Source organism: Streptomyces sp. NPDC090032, from assembly GCF_044748025.1.
GTDB lineage: Bacteria > Actinomycetota > Actinomycetes > Streptomycetales > Streptomycetaceae > Streptomyces.
On record NZ_JBIVFF010000009.1, the window covers coordinates 166,254 to 185,741 of the forward strand.

Annotated in this window: 14 protein-coding genes; 9 read left to right on the plus strand and 5 right to left on the minus strand. The window is 70.2% G+C overall.

The annotated features are described in order from the left end of the window. Positions 1–190 precede the first annotated feature (190 nt). Together ACIPWY_RS23520 and ACIPWY_RS23525 are read left to right on the plus strand one after the other, a co-directional pair. Positions 191–3,217 carry a glycoside hydrolase family 3 N-terminal domain-containing protein gene (locus ACIPWY_RS23520; RefSeq protein WP_393704224.1) on the plus strand — a complete coding sequence of 1,009 codons (3,027 nt, stop codon included), beginning with the start codon at positions 191–193 and terminating at the stop codon, positions 3,215–3,217. Between the two features lie 91 nt (positions 3,218–3,308). Beyond that, a complete protein-coding gene (locus ACIPWY_RS23525) occupies positions 3,309–4,685 on the plus strand; it encodes a hypothetical protein (RefSeq protein ID WP_362904727.1) in 1,377 nt (458 codons plus the stop codon). Positions 4,686–4,842: 157 nt separating this feature from the next. Here ACIPWY_RS23525 and ACIPWY_RS23530 read toward each other — a convergent pair whose 3' ends face one another. Further along, positions 4,843–5,421, minus strand: coding sequence for a TetR/AcrR family transcriptional regulator (locus ACIPWY_RS23530; RefSeq protein WP_393704226.1), 579 nt, complete (start codon positions 5,419–5,421; stop codon positions 4,843–4,845). 90 nt (positions 5,422–5,511) lie between these two features. On the opposite strand from ACIPWY_RS23530, the gene ACIPWY_RS23535 reads away from it, so the two are divergent. Beyond that, positions 5,512–5,958, plus strand: coding sequence for a DUF1772 domain-containing protein (locus tag ACIPWY_RS23535; RefSeq protein WP_362904731.1), 447 nt, complete (start codon positions 5,512–5,514; stop codon positions 5,956–5,958). A 50-nt stretch (positions 5,959–6,008) separates the two neighbouring features. Next, entirely contained in the window at positions 6,009–6,434 is a 426-nt protein-coding gene (locus ACIPWY_RS23540; RefSeq protein WP_362904733.1) for a DUF4267 domain-containing protein, read from the plus strand. A gap of 142 nt (positions 6,435–6,576) precedes the next feature. Here ACIPWY_RS23540 and ACIPWY_RS23545 read toward each other — a convergent pair whose 3' ends face one another. Beyond that, positions 6,577–8,220 (minus strand): cytochrome bc complex cytochrome b subunit, encoded by a 1,644-nt coding sequence (locus ACIPWY_RS23545; RefSeq protein ID WP_393704229.1) that lies wholly within the window; start codon positions 8,218–8,220, stop codon positions 6,577–6,579. A 211-nt stretch (positions 8,221–8,431) separates the two neighbouring features. Continuing rightward, positions 8,432–9,040, minus strand: a complete 609-nt coding sequence (locus tag ACIPWY_RS23550) for a YceI family protein (RefSeq protein ID WP_362904737.1) — start codon at positions 9,038–9,040, stop codon at positions 8,432–8,434. 244 nt (positions 9,041–9,284) lie between these two features. On the opposite strand from ACIPWY_RS23550, the gene ACIPWY_RS23555 reads away from it, so the two are divergent. From ACIPWY_RS23555 to ACIPWY_RS23575, 5 genes are all read left to right on the plus strand, one after another. Then, positions 9,285–9,794, plus strand: coding sequence for a hypothetical protein (locus ACIPWY_RS23555; RefSeq protein ID WP_329433917.1), 510 nt, complete (start codon positions 9,285–9,287; stop codon positions 9,792–9,794). A 117-nt stretch (positions 9,795–9,911) separates the two neighbouring features. Then, positions 9,912–13,751, plus strand: a complete 3,840-nt coding sequence (locus ACIPWY_RS23560; protein ID WP_393704231.1) for an endo-alpha-N-acetylgalactosaminidase family protein — start codon at positions 9,912–9,914, stop codon at positions 13,749–13,751. 91 nt (positions 13,752–13,842) lie between these two features. Then, a complete protein-coding gene (locus tag ACIPWY_RS23565) occupies positions 13,843–16,185 on the plus strand; it encodes a polysaccharide lyase 8 family protein (protein ID WP_393704233.1) in 2,343 nt (780 codons plus the stop codon). 154 nt (positions 16,186–16,339) lie between these two features. After that, a complete protein-coding gene (locus ACIPWY_RS23570; protein WP_362904743.1) occupies positions 16,340–17,941 on the plus strand; it encodes an acyl-CoA carboxylase subunit beta in 1,602 nt (533 codons plus the stop codon). 22 nt (positions 17,942–17,963) lie between these two features. Beyond that, positions 17,964–18,158, plus strand: coding sequence for an acyl-CoA carboxylase subunit epsilon (locus ACIPWY_RS23575; protein WP_362904745.1), 195 nt, complete (start codon positions 17,964–17,966; stop codon positions 18,156–18,158). Positions 18,159–18,269: 111 nt separating this feature from the next. Here ACIPWY_RS23575 and ACIPWY_RS23580 read toward each other — a convergent pair whose 3' ends face one another. Both ACIPWY_RS23580 and ACIPWY_RS23585 read right to left on the minus strand, forming a co-directional pair. Next, positions 18,270–18,851 carry an ATP/GTP-binding protein gene (locus ACIPWY_RS23580; protein WP_054239772.1) on the minus strand — a complete coding sequence of 194 codons (582 nt, stop codon included), beginning with the start codon at positions 18,849–18,851 and terminating at the stop codon, positions 18,270–18,272. Beyond that, positions 18,832–19,434, minus strand: coding sequence for a DUF742 domain-containing protein (locus tag ACIPWY_RS23585; protein ID WP_393704236.1), 603 nt, complete (start codon positions 19,432–19,434; stop codon positions 18,832–18,834). Before ACIPWY_RS23585 ends, ACIPWY_RS23580 begins: the two co-directional genes overlap by 20 nt. Positions 19,435–19,488 lie beyond the last annotated feature (54 nt).

The window sequence follows — 19,488 nt, forward strand, 5'->3', positions numbered from 1 at the left end:
TTCAGAAAATGAATGCTCAACTGCCCAGTAACCCGGGGGGAATTGGCTGTGCACCGGTTCTGACGTGAAGTCTTGACGGGTTCACGGGGCGCCAGTTAACTCACGGCGTGAGCTAAGTCATGAGCTTCACCAGGGACTCCCGTCACCCCAGAGGTTGCGGCGCGTACCCGAACCGGCCGAAGGGAAGTCCATGCGAAGAACCGCCCTGCTCGTCTCCGCAGCCCTGCTCACGGGGCTGCTCCCGCTCGCCTCGGCGGGCGCGGCGACCGGCGCCGAGGAACCGCCGCCGGTGCCCGTCGACCGCTTCGAGGGCGAGGTCCCCTTCGCGTCCCAGCCCGCGGAGGGCATCTTCACGTGGGGCGGCGACAGCGACGACCCGCCCAGGCTGGAGCTCGCGGCACGCGACGACGCCCCCGAGGGCGACAAGGTCCTCTCCGGGACGTACGACATCAGCGGCTACGGCGGCTTCACCCACGACTTCGCCGCGAACGAGCCGGGCCACGACTGGTCCGCGCACAAGGGCATCCGCTTCTGGTGGGACGGGAAGAACACCGGCAAGAAGGTCAACTTCGAGATCAAGGACGGCGGTTCGAACGGCGAGGCGTCCGAGCTGTGGACGACCTCCTTCACCGACGAGTGGACCGGCTGGCACCAGGTCGAGATCCCCTTCACCGACTTCGCGTACCGCACCGACTACCAGCCCGTCGGCGGCATCGACCAGAACCTCGGCCTGACCGAGATGTGGGGCTACGCGCTCACGCTGCCCACCGGCACACCCGGCACCTTCGCCATGGACGGCGTGGAGCTGTACGGCAAGGCCGACCCCGCCCTGACCACGAAGGTCCTGACGGGTGCCGCCGTCTACCCGGTGAAGGAGGGCGGCACGGCCCGCGTGCCGATCTCCGTCGCCACCACCGGCTCCGTCCCGCTCGGCGAGCCGGTCACGGTCGCGTACGAGAGCGCGGGCGGCAGCGCCGGTGCGGGCACGGACTACACGCCGGTCAAGGGAGAGTTCACCTTCCCGGCCGGTACCGCGTCCGGCGCCGCGCACACCGTGTCCGTACCGACCCTCAAGGACAAGGCGGCCGAGTCCGCCGAGACGATCCCCCTGAAGCTGACGGTCACCGGCGCGAAGGCGCCCGCCGAGACCCCGCAGGTGGTGATCGACGCCCACGGCCTGCCCTACCTCGACACCAGGCTCCCCGTGAAGCGGCGCGTCGCGGATCTGCTGTCCCGGATGTCCCTGGACGAGAAGGCCGGCCAGATGACGCAGGCCGAGCGCAACGCGGTCGGCACGGGCGGCGACATCGCCGCGTACGACCTCGGCTCGCTGCTCTCCGGCGGCGGCTCGACACCGACGCCGAACACCGCCGCGGCCTGGGCGAAGATGATCGACGGCTTCCAGCTCCGGGCACAGGCGACGCGGTTCCAGATCCCGCTGATCTACGGCGTGGACGCGGTGCACGGCCACAACAACCTCGTCGGTGCCACGGTCCTGCCGCACAACATCGGCATCGGCGCGACCCGCGACCCGGGGACGGCCGAGAAGGCGGGCGCGGTCACGGCCGCCGAGGTCCGCGCCACCGGCATCCCCTGGGACTTCGCGCCCTGCCTGTGCGTCTCCCGTGACGAACGCTGGGGCAGGTCGTACGAGTCCTTCGGCGAGGACCCCGCCCTCGTGAAGCAGATGGAGACGGTCGTCCAGGGGCTCCAGGGAGCACGCAGCGGCAAGGATCTGGACAGGAACGACAAGGTCCTCGCCACCGCCAAGCACTTCGTCGGCGACGGCGGCACCGAGTACGGCTCGTCGACCACCGGCTCGTACACCATCGACCAGGGCGTCACGAAGGTCACGCGGCAGGAGCTGGAAGCGGTGCACCTCGCGCCGTTCCAGGAGGCCGTGGACCGCGGGATCGGCACGGTCATGCCGTCGTACTCGTCGCTCGACATCATCGGCGACGACGAGGGCCCGGTGAAGATGCACGCCGACGGCGCCATGATCAACGGCGTCCTGAAGGACCGCATGAGCTTCGACGGCTTCGTCATCAGCGACTGGCAGGCCATCGACCAGCTCCCCGGCGACTACGCGTCCGACGTCCGCACATCGGTCAACGCCGGCCTCGACATGATCATGGTCCCGTCCGCGTACAAGGACTTCCGGACGACCCTGATCGACGAGGTGAAGGCCGGCCGGATCGGCGAGCAGCGGATCGACGACGCGGTCTCGCGGATCCTGACCCAGAAGTTCAAGCTGGGCCTCTTCGAGAAGCCGTATGCCGACACGAGCGGCGCCGCAGCCATCGGCTCGGCCGGACACCGCTCCGTGGCCCGCACCGCCGCCGCCGAGTCCCAGGTCCTCCTGAAGAACGCGGGCGGCGTGCTCCCCCTCAAGAAGAGCCAGAAGGTGTACGTCGCCGGGTCCAACGCCGACGACATCGGCAACCAGACCGGCGGCTGGACCGTCACCTGGCAGGGCTCGTCCGGGAAGATCACCGACGGGACGACCGTCCTGGAGGGCATGAAGAAGGCCGTGCCCGGCGCCACCATCTCCTACTCCAAGGACGCCTCCGCGCCCACGGACGGCTATGACGTGGGCGTCGTCGTGGTCGGCGAGACCCCGTACGCGGAAGGCATCGGCGACGTCGGCAACGGCAACGACCTGGAGCTCACGGCCGCCGACCGGGCCGCCGTGGACAAGGTGTGCGGCGCCATGAAGTGCGCCGTGCTCATCGTCTCCGGGCGCCCGCAGCTCATCGGCGACCGGCTCGGCGACATCGACGCGCTCGTCGCGTCCTGGCTGCCCGGCACGGAGGGCGACGGTGTCGCCGACGTCCTGTACGGGGCCAAGCCCTTCACCGGGCAGCTCCCCGTGACCTGGCCGAAGTCGCAGGCCCAGCTGCCGATCAACGTCGGGGACACGGCGTACGACCCGCAGTTCCCCTTCGGCTGGGGCCTGACGACGCTGCGCACCCCGCCGGGCGGCGGCACGCTCACGCTGAAGGCCCTATCCCTCGCGGCCGCCGCCGCGCAGAAGGCAGGGTCGGCCGAGGCGGGCCGCGCGGTGGTGGGCAAGGCGCGGCTGCTCGTCCAGCAGAAGGTGGGGCAGGACATCACGCCGGCCGTGGCCAAGCCTTTCGCCGACGCGGACCATCTGCTCCTGTCCGGGCGTTACGCGGACGCGGTCGCGAAGCTGACCGAGGCGTACCGCGCCACGTGACAGCGCGCGGAGAGGGGCCCGCCGCGACGCCGGTGGGCCCCTCTCCGCGGTACGTACGGCATAGGGGCCCCTCCTGAGTTAGCGTCGAGGTATGAGGCCCATCCGTCGGGCATCGCGCCTGATATCCGTCCTGTCCGGTTCACTCCTCGCCCTGGGGGCCATGACGGCGGTGACACCGGGGGCCCAGGCGGCCGCCTCCGACGTCTCGACCGTGGCCGACGCCCTGAAGAAGGACCCCGTCTACGTCGACCCGGCCGCCTCCGCGCAGTTGTCCGCCGGGGACGCCGACGCCCTCACCAAGAAGATCAAGGACGCGGACAAGCCCGTCATGGTGGCGGTGCTGCCCGCGAACTTCCCCACGCAGGACCTCTTCACCGACCTGCGCACCAAGACCGGCATCACCGGCGTCTACGCGATCCGCCTCGGCCAGAAGTTCGACGCCAGGGCCGACAGCCGGGTCATGTCCCAGGACGCGGTCAGAAATCTGACGACCAGCGTCCAGGGCGAGAACGTCACCACGCAGCTCAACGACTTCGTCGACACGGCTGTCCGCAACGCGGGCGGCTCCGCGCCCGCCACGTGGGGTGCGGGCGGCGGCGGTGACAGCGGCGCCCCGGTCGGCGCCCTGATCGGCATCGGCGCGGTCGTCGTCGCGGGCGGCGGCGCCGCGTACGCCGTGTCCCGCAGGCGGCGCCGGCAGCGCGAGGACGAGCAGCGGGCAGCCCTGGAGAAGCTGCGCGTGGTCGTCGACGAGGACATCACGGCGTTCGGCGAGGAACTGGACCGGCTCGACTTCCACCCCGCCGAGCCCGGCGCCGACGACGCGATGCGCGCCGACTACGAGCGGGCGCTCGACTCGTACGAGAAGGCGAAACAGTTCATGGGTGCGGCCCAGCGGCCCGAGGAGGTGCGCGGGGTGACCGAGGCCCTGGACGACGGGCGGTTCTCGCTGGCCATGCTGGCGGCGCGCCGCGAGGGCCGGCCGCTGCCCGAGCGCCGGGTGCCCTGCTTCTTCGACCCGCGGCACGGTCCCTCCGTGACGGACGCGCTGTGGGCGCCCCCGTCCGGCGCCGAGCGCGAGGTCCCGGTCTGCGCGGCCGACGCGACGCGGCTCAAGGACGGCGTCGACCCCATGGTCCGCACGGTCGACACGGGTTATGGCGAGCGCCGCCCCTACTACGACGCGGGCCCGGCCTACGGCCCCTGGGCGGGCGGCTACTTCGGCGGCGGCATCCTGCCCGGACTCCTCCTCGGCACGGTGCTCGGCTCGATGATGGCGAGCCCCGCCTACGCGGCCGACTACGGCTCCGGATACGGCGACTTCGGCGCCGGGGCCGGGTACGACGGCGGGGACTACTCGGGGGCGGACTTCAATTCGAACGACTTCGGGGACTTCGGGGGAGGCGGGGACTTCGGAGGCGGCGGCGACTTCGGCGGAGGCGGCGGCGACTTCGGCGGAGGCTTCTGAGCGGGGGCCTGGGGTGCGGGGCATGAGCGCGCGGGCCCGGCGCTCGGTCCGGACGGCCTGATCGCTCGCGCCGTGCGGGCGCGAGCGACCCGAAGCGCAACCGCCCGCGGACAGCGGGGCCCGAGGACCTCGGTCGCGTGCCCGCCGGGACGGTCCGTCAGACCATGGGGAGGCGGTCCACCAGCAGTTCCACCCTCGCCTCGGTGTCCTGCGGCGGCAGCCGTCCCGACCGGGTCAGGGTGGCGACCCCGTGCAGGGACGCCCAGAACGTCTCGGTGAACAGCCCCGGCTCGACGCCGTCCCCGGCGACCTCGCCGAGGCTCTCCAGCAGCGCGGCGAAGGCGTCCTTGAGAGGTTGCGGGGTGTCCTCCTGTGCGTAGGGGAGACCGCCGTCGAGCTGGAAGATGGCGTCGTAGACCGCCGGGTTGTGCGCGGCGAAGTCGAGGTAGGCGCGGGCGAGGGCGTACACCCGCTCGCGCGGGCCGTCCGCGGCGGCGGTCGCGGCGTGCACCGCCACGGCCAGCTCGGCGGCACCCTCCAGGGCGACGGCGCCGATGATCTCCCGTTTGCCGCGGAAGTGGCTGTAGAGGACGGGCTGGCTGTATTCGATGCGCTCGGCGAGCCGGCGCGTGGTGACCGCGTCCCAGCCCTGCTGCTCGGCGAGTTCGCGAGCCGTCGCCACGATGAGGCGCTCCCGGCTCGCCCGTTCGCGTTCCTTGCGTTCCTGTACCGACATGATTCGATCCTAGCACCGCTAGACAATCAAGCGGCAGTAGTATTAGCGTTGCTTCATCACCTAGCAACGCTAGAAACCAGAGGGGTCGTCATGCTCAACGCACTTGAGATCGTCACCACCGTGGTCGTCGGCGTGATGGTGGGGGTGGAGTTCTCCGTCGCCTTCGTCATGAACCCGATCCTCAACGCGCTCCCCGAGGACAGCCGTCAACTCGGCAACGCCCACGGGGGCCGGATGCTCGGCGCCGTGATGCCGGTCTGGTACATCGGCTCGCTCGTCCTCGTCGCGGTCTGGGGCATCGCCGGACGGCACCACCCCGGCACCGGCCTCGTCGTCACCGCCGGCGCGCTCCTGCTCCTCAGCGTGGTCATGTCGATCCTGCTGCTCGTCCCGATCAACAACCGGAACAAGACGTGGACCCCTGACAACCGGCCCGCCGACTGGAAGGAGCAGATGAACCGCTGGAACCGCTACCACTACGTCCGCGTCGCCGTCATCATCGCCGCCTTCGCACTGCTGGTCACCGCTCTCACCTGAGCCCGCGGGCTCACCGACTGAACTGACGAAGACTCGCAGGGAGAAGAAGAATGTCACTGAAGAAGATCAACACCGTCCTGGCCGCCGCCTTCATCCTCTTCATCCTGTGGTTCGGGACGGAGTTCATCCTGAGCCCGGAGACGACGGCACCGGGCTTCGGCCTGCCGAGCCGGCCGTCCGGCGACGGCGGCGGCTTCCTGATCGTCAAGGGAATCCGCGACGTCGTCCTGGCCCTGGTCCTGGGCGTCCTGCTGGTGACTGGCCACCGCCGGGCGCTGGGCTGGGCGCTGCTGGTGGAGGCCCTCGCCGCGTACGGCGACATGACCACCGTGCTGGCCCACCACGGCTCCGTGGCCACCGCGCTCGGCGTCCACTGCCTGACCGCGACACTGATGGTGGTCAACGGCCTGCTGATCATGCGCGAGACACGCAAGGCCGTGACCGCTCCGGCAATGCCCGCCGCGCAACCCGCCTGACGCCACGGCGGCCGGCCGTCATCGCCGACGGCATGCTGCACACCGTGCCGCGGCGCCGAGCGAACGGTGGGTCGGTCGGGCCGATCCGGCCCGACCTGTTCCCCCCACCGGCAAGTGCCTCTGATCCCCGCCCCGTCGTGTCTCACGGGTGCTCGCGCCAGGCCTCCTCGTACTCCTGCGCGGTCGGCTTCGGCACGCGCGCGCCCTCGCCGTAGAGGGCGTGCGAGAGGCGCACCCGGAGCCGCTCTGAACGGGGTATGCGCCGCCGCACGCCGTTCACGTCGGTCTCCGGCCGGTGCTCCAGGGCCGGGGGCTGCTCGTGCGCGGTCAGGGTGTGCAGCTCGGCCTGGGAGAGCGGCTCGTGGATCTCGACGTACTCGCCGTGCGGAAGGCGCTTGATGCGGCCGGACTCCCTTCCGTGCAACGCCAGTTCGCGGTCGCGGAGCTGGAGCCCGAGGCAGATCCGCCGGGTGACGGCGAAGGTGATCACCGGGCCCACGACGAGTGCGACGCGCACGAACCAGGTGACCGCGTTCAGCGACATATGGAAGCGCGTGGCCCAGATGTCGTTGCCGCCGCCCATCAGGGCCACCAGGAAGAACGTCAGCCAGGCCACCCCGAGCCCGGTGCGCACCGGCCGGTTGCGCGGCCGGTCCAGGAGATGGTGTTCGCGCCGGTCGCCCGTGACCCAGGCCTCGACGAAGGGGTACGCGCCGATCACGACCAGCACCGCGGGGAAGACGACGAGCGGGACGAGTACGCCGAGGGCCAGCGTGTGCCCCCACAGCGTGATCTCCCAGCCCGGCATGACGCGCAGCAGCCCTTCCGCGAACCCCAGGTACCAGTCGGGCTGCGCTCCCGTGGACACCTGGTCGACGCGGTAAGGCCCGTAGTTCCAGACGGGGTTGATGGACGCGACGGCCGCGATGAACGCGACGACGCCGAACACCAGGAAGAAGAAGCCGCCCGCCTTGGCGAGGTAGACGGGGAAGAACGGCGCCCCCACGACGTTGCGCTCGGTCTTTCCGGCGCCCGGGAACTGCGTGTGCTTGTGGTAGACGACCAGGATCAGATGGGTCACCACGAGCGCCGCCATGATGCCGGGGAACAGCAGCACGTGCACCGAGTAGAACCGCCCCACGATGTCGTGCCCGGGGAACTCCCCGCCGAAGAGGAACATCGACAGATACGTCCCGACGACGGGCACGGACAGGATCGCCCCGTCGAGGAAGCGCATGCCCGTGCCGGACAGCAGGTCGTCCGGCAGCGAGTACCCCAACAGGCCCTCGAACAGGCCGAGTACGAGCAGCGTCCAGCCGAACACCCAGTTCAGCTCGCGCGGTTTGCGGAACGAGCCGGTGAAGAAGTGCCGCATCATGTGGATGAGCATCGCGGCGACGAAGATCAGCGCCGCCCAGTGGTGGATCTGCCGGATCAGGAGTCCGCCGCGCACGTCGAAGCTGATGTCGAGCGTGGAGGCGTATGCCTCGGACATCCGGATCCCGTTCAGGGGGACGTAACTGCCGTGGTACTCCACCTCGTTCATCGACGGGTGGAAGAACAGGGTGAGATAGACCCCGGTCAGGACCAGGATCACGAACGTGTAGAGGCAGATCTCGCCGAGCAGGAACGACCAGTGGTCCGGGAAGACCTTGCGCAGGTACTTCCTGGACAGGGTGTGCAGGCCCAGGCGGCCGTCCGCCCAGTCCGCGAGGCGCTCACCGCCTGATGCCGGTCCTCGCTCGCGCGCCGTCCCCGTGCTGCCTTCCGCGGTCCTCTCGGACATCTGGCCGGCTCCTCCCCTGGGCGCTCACCGCATGGGTGCTCACCACTTGGACGGGAGAGACGGGCCGGAGTGTGACATCACGGGGCATGACTGTGGTCCACGTCACATCCACGTGACGACGAGAGCCCGCCCTTCGTCCGCGGGGGGACGGGAAGGGCGGGCGTGCTCGTGGCGCGGGGAGCCGTGAGGGGGCCCGCCCCCTGGCGTGGCGTCAGGCGGCGTTCTTGATCGCCGAGATGTCGAAGGTCAGCTTGATCTTGTCCGAGACGAGGACGCCGCCGGTCTCCAGGGCCGCGTTCCAGGTCAGGCCCCAGTCGGAGCGCAGGATCGTGGCCTTGCCCTCGAAGCCGACGCGCTCGTTGCCGAACGGGTCCGTGGCGGCACCGTTGAACTCGAGGTCGATCGTGAGGGGCTTGGTGGTGTCGAGGATCGTCAGGTCGCCGGTCATCCGGTAGTCGTCGCCGCCCAGGGACTCGGCGGAGGTGGAGCGGAACGTCATCGTCGGGAACTCGTCCGTCTTGAAGAAGTCGGCGCTCTTGAGGTGCGTGTCACGGTCGGCGGAGCCGGTGTCGATGCTGGCCATCGTGACGTCGATCGACGCGGTCGACTTCGACGGGTCCGCGCCGTCCAGGTGCAGGGTGCCCGACGACTGGGTGAAGGAGCCCTTGACGTTGGTGACCATCGCGTGGCGGGCCACGAAACCGATCGAGGTGTGCGCGGGGTCGACGGTGTAGTCGCCGGTCAGCACGGCGAGATCGGGGCCGGCGGTGCCGGTGGCTGCGGGGGCGGCGTCGTCGTTCTTGCGGCCGAAGAGACCCATGACTGCTCCTTGGGGACGGGGCGTGGCGGGGGAGTCGGTTGAATGTTTAACGTTCAACGAGAGTGACTGTAGCGCCGTTCTGTTCAACTTTCAACATCAAACAACTCGTGTCTTCTCGATTACACCGCGTCGTCACCTGACGCGCTCTGGCGGACGCGCGTAGAACTCGGGCACTATCTCCTTGCTCCACCTGCACAGCCGTCTCACAGCCAGCACGGTCACCAGCAGGAAGGACTTCCTCCCCATGAGAATCCGCTCGGTCGTGAGCGCCCTCGCGCTCGTACTCGGCGCCCTCTTCGCCCCCGGCTTCGGTGTGTTCAGCTCCGCCACCGACGCCCAGGCCGCCACCAAGATCACCCACGCCACCGCCACCTCGATGTTCAGCCAGGTCGGCATCACCTGGTCGTCCTCCGGCGGCTGCTCCGACCGCAACAACTCCACCTGTACGTCCTTCGACCAGCTCAACCTCGCCACCGCCCAGGGCGCCCAGACCCTCAAGCGCGCCACCGGCTGCGCCCTGAACATCACCGGCGGAACCGAGACCGGCCACGCGAGCGGCACCTACTCGCACTGGAACGGCTACAAGCTCGACTACGGCAAGAACACCTGCGTCACGAACTACATCAAGAACACGTTCACCTACATCGGTCTGCGCGGCGACGGAGCCCCGCAGTACCAGTCGGGCTCCGGCAACATCTACGCCGACGAGGGCAACCACTGGGACGTCCTCTACTACAACTGCGGCGGCTGCTGACCCAACCGGCGCCCGCACGCGCCGACTTGGACTTCCGGGCGGCGTTGTTGGACTGCCGCCGCCCGGAAGCGCCGGGTCCGTTGACCCGGCCGCGCCCGCGCCGATACCCAGTCCCCTATGTCACGAAGATCTCGCGCCGCCTGCGCAGTCGCCGTCGTCGCCGCATCGTCCGCCGTGTTCGCCCTCGCGAGCCCCGTATCGCCGGCCGCCGCCGACCCCGTGCCCGCCGCGGCGCAGGCCGTCATCGGGTCCGCGCAGCTGTCCGTCACCGTCGCCGACGACTTCCCGCGCGTCCTGACGTACACCGACCGCGCCTCGGGGGCCGAACTCCTGGGGAGTACGAGCCCGGTGGACAAGGTCACCCTGAACGGCAAGGCCTACCCGGTCGCCGTGAAGGGCGCGCCGGTCCTCACCGGCTCCAAGGCCTCGTACACGCTGACCTTCCCGGATCTTGCGGGCGTCGAGATCGACGCCTCGCTGAGCGTCAGCGGGCGCGCGACGACCTTCAAGGTGGCGGCCGTGCGGGACACCGCGGCCTTCCGGGTCGGCACGATCGACATACCCGGGCACGACCTCGTCTCCGTGGGCAGTTCGGACGGCGGCGCAGAGACCGCGTTCACGACGCTGGACAACGACTCGACGCGGACCGCAGACGTCTTCGGCAAGATCACGGGAGACACCCCGGCGGACGCCTCACCCGTCGGCGCCTCGTACGCCATCGTCAACACCGGCTCTCTCGCCGCCGCCGTCGAGTCCAACTCCACGTACGACAAGCCGAGCGGCAACACCGGCGGGGACCACGCCCGCTTCTGGCACCAGGCGCGCAAGTCGGCCGACGGCTCCACGCGCGTCGGCGTCTGGTCGGGCCAGTGGACCTACCGCGGCGAAGGGGCCCCCGCCCCCGACAAGGATCTGCCGTGGGCCAAGGTCGTCGTCACCCCGGACGCCAACGGCGACGGCACGGTCGACTGGCAGGACGGCGCCGTCGCCTTCCATGACATCGGCGTCAGGGCGAAGGGCAGCGACGGCACCCCCGACCGAGTCATCACGCACATCCCCTTCAACTTCGCGAGCCAGGCCACGCACCCCTTCCTGCGCACGCTCGACGACGTCAAGCGGATCTCGCTCGCGACCGACAACCTCGGCCAGTTCGCGCTGCTCAAGGGCTACGCGTCCGAGGGGCACGACTCCGCGCACCCCGACTACGGCGGCAACATCAACAAGCGCGCGGGCGGCCTGACGGACCTCAACAAGCTGCTCAAGGGCGGCAAGAAGTTCGGCACCAGCTTCGGCGTGCACGTGAACGCCACCGAGGCGTACCCCGTCGCCAAGCACTTCACCGGCGACCTCGTCGACCCCAAGGCCCCGGGCTGGAACTGGCTCGACCAGAGCTACTACATCGACCAGCGCCGCGACATCAACAGCGGAGACCTCGCCTCCCGGTTCAAGCAGCTGCGCGAGGAGACCGACCCGAACCTCACGACGATCTACCTCGACGTGTACTACACGCACGGCTGGATCGCCGAGAAGACCGCCGAGGCCGTCCGCGCGCAGGGCTGGAACCTGGCCTCCGAGTGGGCCGACAAGTTCGAGCGCGAGTCCCTGTGGTCGCACTGGGCCAACGACCTCGACTACGGGCCCAAGACCGACAAGGGCCTCAACTCGAAGATCATCCGCTTCATCCGCAACGGCGAGAAGGACGTCTGGAACAGCGACCCCGTCCTCGGCCAGAGCGCCATCGACGAGTTCGAGGGCTGGACCGGCGAGAACGACTGGAACGCCTTCTACGACAACGTCTGGCAGCGCGACCTGCCCGCCAAGTTCCTCCAGCACCAGCGGATCACCCGCTGGAACGGCAACGACATCACCTTCACCGGCGGGCTCCGCGGCACCGTCGAGGACGGCCGCCGCACCTTCTACGACCACGGCAGGAAGGTCCTCGACGGGGGCGCCTACCTGCTCCCGTGGGACGGCGGCAAGAAGCTGTACCACTACAACAAGGACGGCGGCACGACGAGCTGGGCGGTGCCCGGATCTTCGTACACCGTCTACAAGCTCACCGACAACGGCCGCGTGAAGGCCGGCACCGTGCGTGCCTCCGGTGGCCAGGTCACGCTGAAGGCCGACGCGAAGCAGCCGTACGTGCTCTACCCCGCGGACAAGACGCCTCGCGCGGTCGACCCGGCCTGGGGTGAGGGCACGCACCTCAAGGACCCCGGCTTCAACGACGCCCGCCTCGCCGCCTGGGGCAAGGACGGCACGGTCGGGCGCGACACCGACGACCACGGCCGCAACAGCGCCGCACTGAGCGGCTCCGGTACCGCCGCGATCGAGCAGCGCGTGAGCGGACTGGACGCGGGCAAGCGCTACACCGCCTCCGCCTGGGTCGAGGTCGAGCCCGGGAAGTCCCGCCGTACGACGCTCGGTGCGGGCGGCAGGTCCGTCGCGGTCGAGCGCTCCACGCTGCAGAACGGCATCTCCTCGAACGACTGGGGCGGCACCTACATGCAGCGCGTGAAGGTCAACTTCACGGCCCCCGCGAACGGCCGCACCACCCTGCGGATCGAGGCCGCGAAGGGCTCGCCCGCGCAGGTCCGCATCGACGACGTGCGCCTCGTGAGCAATGCCCCGTCGACGAAGCCCGGCACCGTAGTGCACGAGGACTTCGAGAACGTCGACCAGGGCTGGGGCCCCTTCGACAAGGGTGACGCGGGCGGCGTCACGGACCCGCGCACGCACATCGCGCAGAAGAACGCCCCGTACACCCAGGCCGGCTGGAACGGGAAGCTCATCGACGACGTCATCGGCGGCGGCGAGTCCCTGAAGTCCCACGAGGAGAACACCGGCGTCGTCTACCGCACGTCCCCGGCCGACGTCCCGATGGCGGACGGCCACGCCTACAAGGTCGCGTTCGACTACCAGTCCAGCCACGCGGGTGCCTACCAGTGGGTGAGCGGCTACGACCGGATCGCCGCCGACGGCACCCCCGACCAGGTCGAGACCGCGAGCACCCCGATCGGGCAGCAGCGCACCACGGGCCACTACGAGGGCACCGTCACGGCGGGCTGCGGCGACGCCTGGACCGGCCTGCGCAAGCTCGAAGGGGCCCCGGACGGCGCCGACTTCGTGCTCGACGACTTCACCGTCACCGACCTCGGCCCCGCGAAGGAGAAGGCGGCCTGCGGCACCCTCGCCCTGAAGTCGGACGAGACGCTGGAGCCCGGCCAGAAGAACAAGGTCGAGGCCACCTTCACCAACTACGAGGCGAGCGAGGTCAAGGGCGCGTCCCTCTCGCTCGGCCTGCCCGAGGGCTGGACGGCGGAGCCCGCGGGCCCGGTCGCGCTCGACCCGGTCGCGCCCGGCGCCAAGGCGACGGCCACCTGGCAGGTCACCCCGCCGGTCGACGCCAAGTACCAGCCGTACCAGCTGAGTTCGAAGGCCACGTACAGCGTCGGGGACAGTGTGCGGACGCTGACCGCGGGCGCCACCGTGCGCACGCTCCCGCCGCCGCCCACCACGGACACGTACGCCAGTGACCTGGACTGGACGGCCATGGACAACGGCTGGGGTCCCGCCGAGAAGGACCTGGAGAACGGCGAGACCGGCACCGGCGACGGCAAGCCGCTGACCGTCAACGGCACCGTCTACACCAAGGGCCTCGGCACCGCGTCCCCCGGGAAGATCCGCTACTACCTGGGCGGCCGGTGCACCTCGTTCACCGCCGAGGTGGGCCAGGACGACTCGCAGGGGACGCGCGGCAGCGTGCAGTTCTCCGTCGAGGCGGACGGCACCAAGAAGGTCCAGTCACCGGTGCTCAAGGCCGCCGACGACGCCTGGTCCCTGACCGCCGACGTGACCGGCGCCAAGTACGTCGACCTGATCACCGGCGACGGCGGCGACGGCCCGGGCAACGACCACGCCGACTGGGGCAACGCCCGCTTCCACTGCGGGAGCTGATCCCACCACGCGCGGGGTCCCGCCCCAGTGGCGGGGCCCCTTTCGCGCACGCCGTAGACAGCGCTTTCTACGACTGATTAGGTGCAACCCCATGACACCCACGCGCCGCACGATCCTCATCGCGTCGACTCTCCTCGCGGGCGCGGCACTTGCCCCGCCCGCCCATGCCGCCGACGCTTCGGACGCCCTCGACGACGAGTTCGAGACCCTGCGCAAGCGATGGCTGGAGATCTCCCTCGGCACCGGCTACGACGCCACCGCCGAGCCCTACGCCTCGCGTCTGAAGGAACTCGGAGAGCTCGCCCGCGGCTTCAGGGCGACGATGGCCCCGACCGCCACCTCCCTCTGGCCGGGCTACCCGTTCGACCCACCGGCCGGCATCACCCAGGGCTACAACCGCCTGTGGACCATGACGCAGGCGTACGCCCAGGAGGGCACGGGTTCGACCGGCGACGCGGCCCTCCTCGCCGACATCGTCAAGGGCCTCGACCACCTCTCCGCGACCGTCTACAAGGCGACCACGACCCCGTACGGGAACTGGTGGGAGTGGCAGATCGGCAGCCCCCGCCTCCTGATGGACATCGTCGCCGTCCTCCACGACCACCTCACGCAGGACCAGCGCGACGCCGCCTTCGCCGCCGTCGACCACTTCATCCCCGACGCGATCCTCCGCGACTACTCCGGCACCTCCACCGGCGCCAACCGTGTGGACCTGTGCCGCTCGGTCGCCCTGCGCGGCATCCTCGGCAGGAACCCCGACAAGACGGCCCTGGCCCGCGACGCCCTCTCGCCCGTCTTCCCCTACGTCACCAAGGGGGACGGCCTCTACGCCGACGGCTCGTTCATCCAGCACACGTACATCGCCTACTCGGGCACGTACGGACAGGTCATGCTCGACGGTCTCGGCCGGCTCTTCGCGCTGCTCGCCGGGTCCACCTGGGCCGTCACCGACCCGAACCGGCAGATCATCCTCGACAGCGTCGAGCACGCCTACGCCCCGCTCCTGTTCGACGGCCTGATGATGGACAGCGTCAACGGCCGTGCCATCAGCCGCGGTTACCTCAACAGCGACGACCTCAAGGTCATGCGCAGCGACCACTTCCACGGCCAGGGCCTGATCGCCGCCATGGCGCAGCTCGCCGCCGGCGCGAGCGCGGCCGAGCGCGAGCGCTGGCACGGGCGGATCAAGGGCTGGATCGAGCGGGACACGGTCACGCCCCTGCTGACCGCCGAGCAGTTCGGGGTCGCGGACCTGTCCCGGCTGCACGCCGTCGCGGACTCCGCCGTCGAGGCCGCGCCCGAGCCCGTCGGCCACCAGTTGTTCGCCGCCATGGACCGCGCGGTGCACAAGCGCCCCGGCTTCGCCGCGAACGTCTCCATGTCCTCGGACCGGATCGCGTACTACGAGTGCGGCAACGGCGAGAACCCGCGCGGCTGGCACACCGGCGCCGGCATGCTCTCGTGGTGGGCCACCGGCGAGCGGTCCGACCAGTACACGGACTGGTTCTGGCCGACCGTCGACTTCTACCGGCTGCCCGGCACGACCGTCTCCACCAAGCGTCTCGCCGACAAGGCCGGCGGCGAGTGGGGCGCGGCCCGGCCCGATGCGAAGTGGGTCGGCGGCGCGACGGACGGGGAGTTCGCGTCGGTCGGGCAGCATGTCAAGGGGCTCGGCTCGACGCTCCAGGCCCGCAAGTCGTGGTTCTGCCTCGCCGACACCGTGGTGTGCCTGGGCGCCGGGATCACGGCGGCCGACGGCGTACCCGTCGAGACCGTCGTCGACAACCGCAACCTCGGAGAAGGCGGCACCCAGGCCTTCACCGTCGACGGCGCCGCCCGCGCCCGATGGGCCCACCTGGAGGGCCACGGCGGCTGGGTCTTCCCCGGCGGCGCCCCGCTGCGGCATCTGCGCGAGGACCGCTCCGGTGCCTGGTCCGACATCAACACCACCAGCTCCACCGAGCGCCGCACGCGACGCTGGCAGACCCTCTGGCTCGACCACGGCACGGACCCCACCGACGCCGCGTACGCCTATCTGCTGATGCCGGGCGCCTCGAAGCACGACCTCGCGCGGCGCGCGGGCGACCGCCACTGGCTGTCGGTCCTGGCCAACACGGCCGCCGCCCAGGCCGTCGCCGTGCCCTCCCTCGGCGTGAGCGCGGCGAACTTCTGGGAAGCGGGGAGCGCGGGGGAGCTCACGGTGTCGGCTCCCGCGAGCGTCCTCCTGCGCAGGAAGGGACGCACCGCGGTGCTGACCATCAGCGAACCGCCCCGCACGGGCGAGCCCGTGGATGTCGTCTGGGACCGGCCCGTGCGCCGCGTCGCCAGCCACGACCCCTCCGTCGAAGTGGTCGCCACGGGCCATAGGCTGCGGCTGCGCGTCACCCCTGGGGCGGCATGTGTGAGCCATCGGTGTGAGGTGACTCTCAGTTGAGCCGTTTGTGTGACCTCTACAAGGCAGCAGGGTCCTGAGCAGTCACTTCGCCTGCATGGCGACGGCGTTCTGTTCGGGGGCACCAGGAAAACGGGTCGGAGACTGTACGGAGTCGACGGCCCGTTTTGCTTGGTCGCCTTCGTAAGGTCGCTACATGACCGTTTTGGACGACACCGCCTCAGCCGGTTCCCCCGGGGATGAGCCCACCGACGCGCGCGGACGCGTCGCCGAGCTGCACGCGATCCGTGAGGAGGCGCTGCGCGGGCCCAGCGACAAGGCGACCGAGGCCCAGCACGCGAAGGGCAAGCTGACCGCTCGTGAGCGGATCGAGTTGCTGCTGGACGCGGGATCGTTCAACGAGGTCGAGCAGCTGCGCCGGCACCGGGCGACCGGCTTCGGCCTGGAGTCCAAGAAGCCCTACACCGACGGTGTCATCACCGGCTGGGGCACGGTCGAGGGCCGCACGGTCTTCGTCTACGCGCACGACTTCCGTATCTTCGGCGGCGCCCTGGGCGAGGCCCACGCCACGAAGATCCACAAGATCATGGACATGGCCATCGCGGCCGGTGCCCCGCTGGTCTCCCTCAATGACGGCGCGGGCGCCCGTATCCAGGAGGGCGTCTCCGCCCTCGCCGGTTACGGCGGCATCTTCCAGCGCAACACCAAGGCGTCCGGTGTCATCCCGCAGATCAGCGTGATGCTCGGCCCGTGCGCGGGTGGCGCGGCCTACAGCCCGGCCCTGACCGACTTCGTCTTCATGGTCCGCGAGACCTCGCAGATGTTCATCACCGGACCGGACGTCGTCAAGGCGGTCACCGGTGAGGAGATCACCCAGAACGGCCTCGGCGGCGCCGACGTGCACGCCGAGACGTCGGGCGTCTGCCACTTCGCGTACGACGACGAGGAGACCTGCATCGCCGAGGTCCGCTACCTCATCTCGATGCTGCCCTCCAACAACCGCGAGAACCCGCCGACCGTGGCCTCCGAGGACCCCGCCGAGCGCCGCTCGGACGTCCTGCTCGACCTGGTCCCGGCCGACGGCAACCGCCCGTACGACATGGCCAAGGTCATCGAGGAGCTCGTCGACGACGGCGACTACCTCGAGATCCACGAGCGCTGGGCGCGCAACATCATCTGCGCCCTGGCCCGCCTGGACGGCCAGGTCGTCGGCATCGTCGCCAACCAGCCCTCGTCCCTCGCGGGCGTCCTGGACATCGAGGCCAGCGAAAAAGCTGCCCGCTTTGTCCAGATGTGCGACGCTTTCAATATTCCGATCGTGACCCTCCTCGACGTCCCCGGCTTCCTGCCCGGTGTCGACCAGGAGCACGGCGGGATCATCCGTCACGGCGCCAAGCTGCTGTACGCGTACTGCAACGCCACCGTGCCGCGGATCTCGCTCATCCTGCGCAAGGCGTACGGAGGTGCCTACATCGTCATGGACTCGCAGTCGATCGGTGCCGACCTCACCTACGCCTGGCCCACGAACGAGATCGCCGTCATGGGCGCCGAGGGCGCCGCCAACGTCATCTTCCGCCGTCAGATCGCCGAGGCCGAGGACCCCGAGGCCATGCGCACCCGCATGGTCAAGGAGTACAAGGCCGAGCTGATGCACCCGTACTACGCGGCCGAGCGGGGCCTGGTCGACGACGTCATCGACCCCGCCGAGACCCGCGCGGTGCTCATCCGCTCCCTCGCGATGCTGCGCACGAAGCACGCCGATCTGCCTTCGCGCAAGCACGGCAACCCCCCGCAGTAACCCCACAAGGAGATCACTGCACATGTCTGCATCCGACATCCGCGTTGAGAAGGGCCACGCCGAGCCCGAGGAGGTCGCGGCCCTGACCGCGATCCTGCTGGCCCGCGCCGCCGCCACACCGACCGACAGCCCCGCCCTGCGCGGCCGCGACAAGGCCGGCTGGCGCCGCCTGGAGCGTCAGCACGGCTTCCGCGCCCCGCACAGCTGGCAGGGCTGAGCGCGGACATCCGGCCCGTCCGGCGTCCGAGGACGAGCCCGAAGGGCGAAAAAGCCCCCGGTGACCCGAAGGTCACCGGGGGCTTTCCCGTGTTCGCGCCGGCGCCGCAGGCTAGCGCAGGCGAGCCATCAGCGCGTGCTCCACGAGCGTGATGAGCGCCGACTTCGCGTCCGCGCGGTGTCGGGCGTCCGTCGTGATGATCGGGGTGTCCGGACCGATCTGCAGCGCCTCACGGACCTCGTCGGGCTGGTACGGCTGGCTGCCGTCGAAGCCGTTGAGGGCGACGACGAAGGGCAGGCCGGAGTTCTCGAAGTAGTCGACGGCCGGGAAGCAGTCGGCGAGACGGCGCGTGTCGACGAGCACGATCGCACCGATCGCGCCGCGGACCAGGTCGTCCCACATGAACCAGAAGCGGTCCTGACCGGGCGTACCGAAGAGGTACAGGATCAGGTCCTGGTCCAGGGTGATGCGGCCGAAGTCCATGGCGACGGTGGTCGTCGTCTTGTCCCCGGTGTGGGTGAGGTCGTCGATGCCCGCCGACGCGGACGTCATGACGGCCTCGGTGCGCAGAGGGTTGATCTCCGAGACGGCGCCCACGAAGGTCGTCTTGCCGACGCCGAAGCCGCCCGCCACCACGATCTTCGCGGACGTGGTGGAGCGGGAAGGCCCTCCGCTAGAGCTTGCGAAGTCCACTGAGCACCCTTTCGAGCAAAGTCACGTCTGGCTGACCGCCGGCGTTCTCTTCGCCGCCGGGCTGATGAATGGCGACCAGGCCCGCCTCCGCCAAGTCGGCGACGAGAATCCTGGCCACGCCGAGGGGGATGCTGAGCAGGGCCGAGACTTCGGCCACTGACTTGATCTCTCGGCAGAGGGTGCAGATCCGCTGGTGCTCGGGCAACTGGCCCTGCAACTGGTGCGGCTGCGCGGTGGTGTGCACCAGTGCCTCGATGGCGAGCTGGTAGCGCGGCCTGGTGCGGCCACCCGTCATGGCGTACGGACGCACCAGGGGATTGTTGGCGGCCGGTGCGGGGCTGTCGGGGCGCCGCTGAGGCTGCACGGGCTGAATGCGGGGTGCCGACGGCTGGTCGTACGGCCCCGGCTGCCGCGGCTGCGGCGGGTGCGGGGGCGCGTACGGCTGACGCCGGTGGCTCGGCGCGGAGGGGAAGTTGTACCGGTTCGGCGCGTCACCCTGCCCCTGACCCTGGCCCTGGCCCTGGCCAGGCCCGTAGGACCAGTTCGCCGATGAACCGCTCGGGGGTGTTGCAGAACCAGCCACGCTTTCCTCCTCCAACTGTGCCGGGCACCATCACCGTGGAGCCGCGTCCCGAAA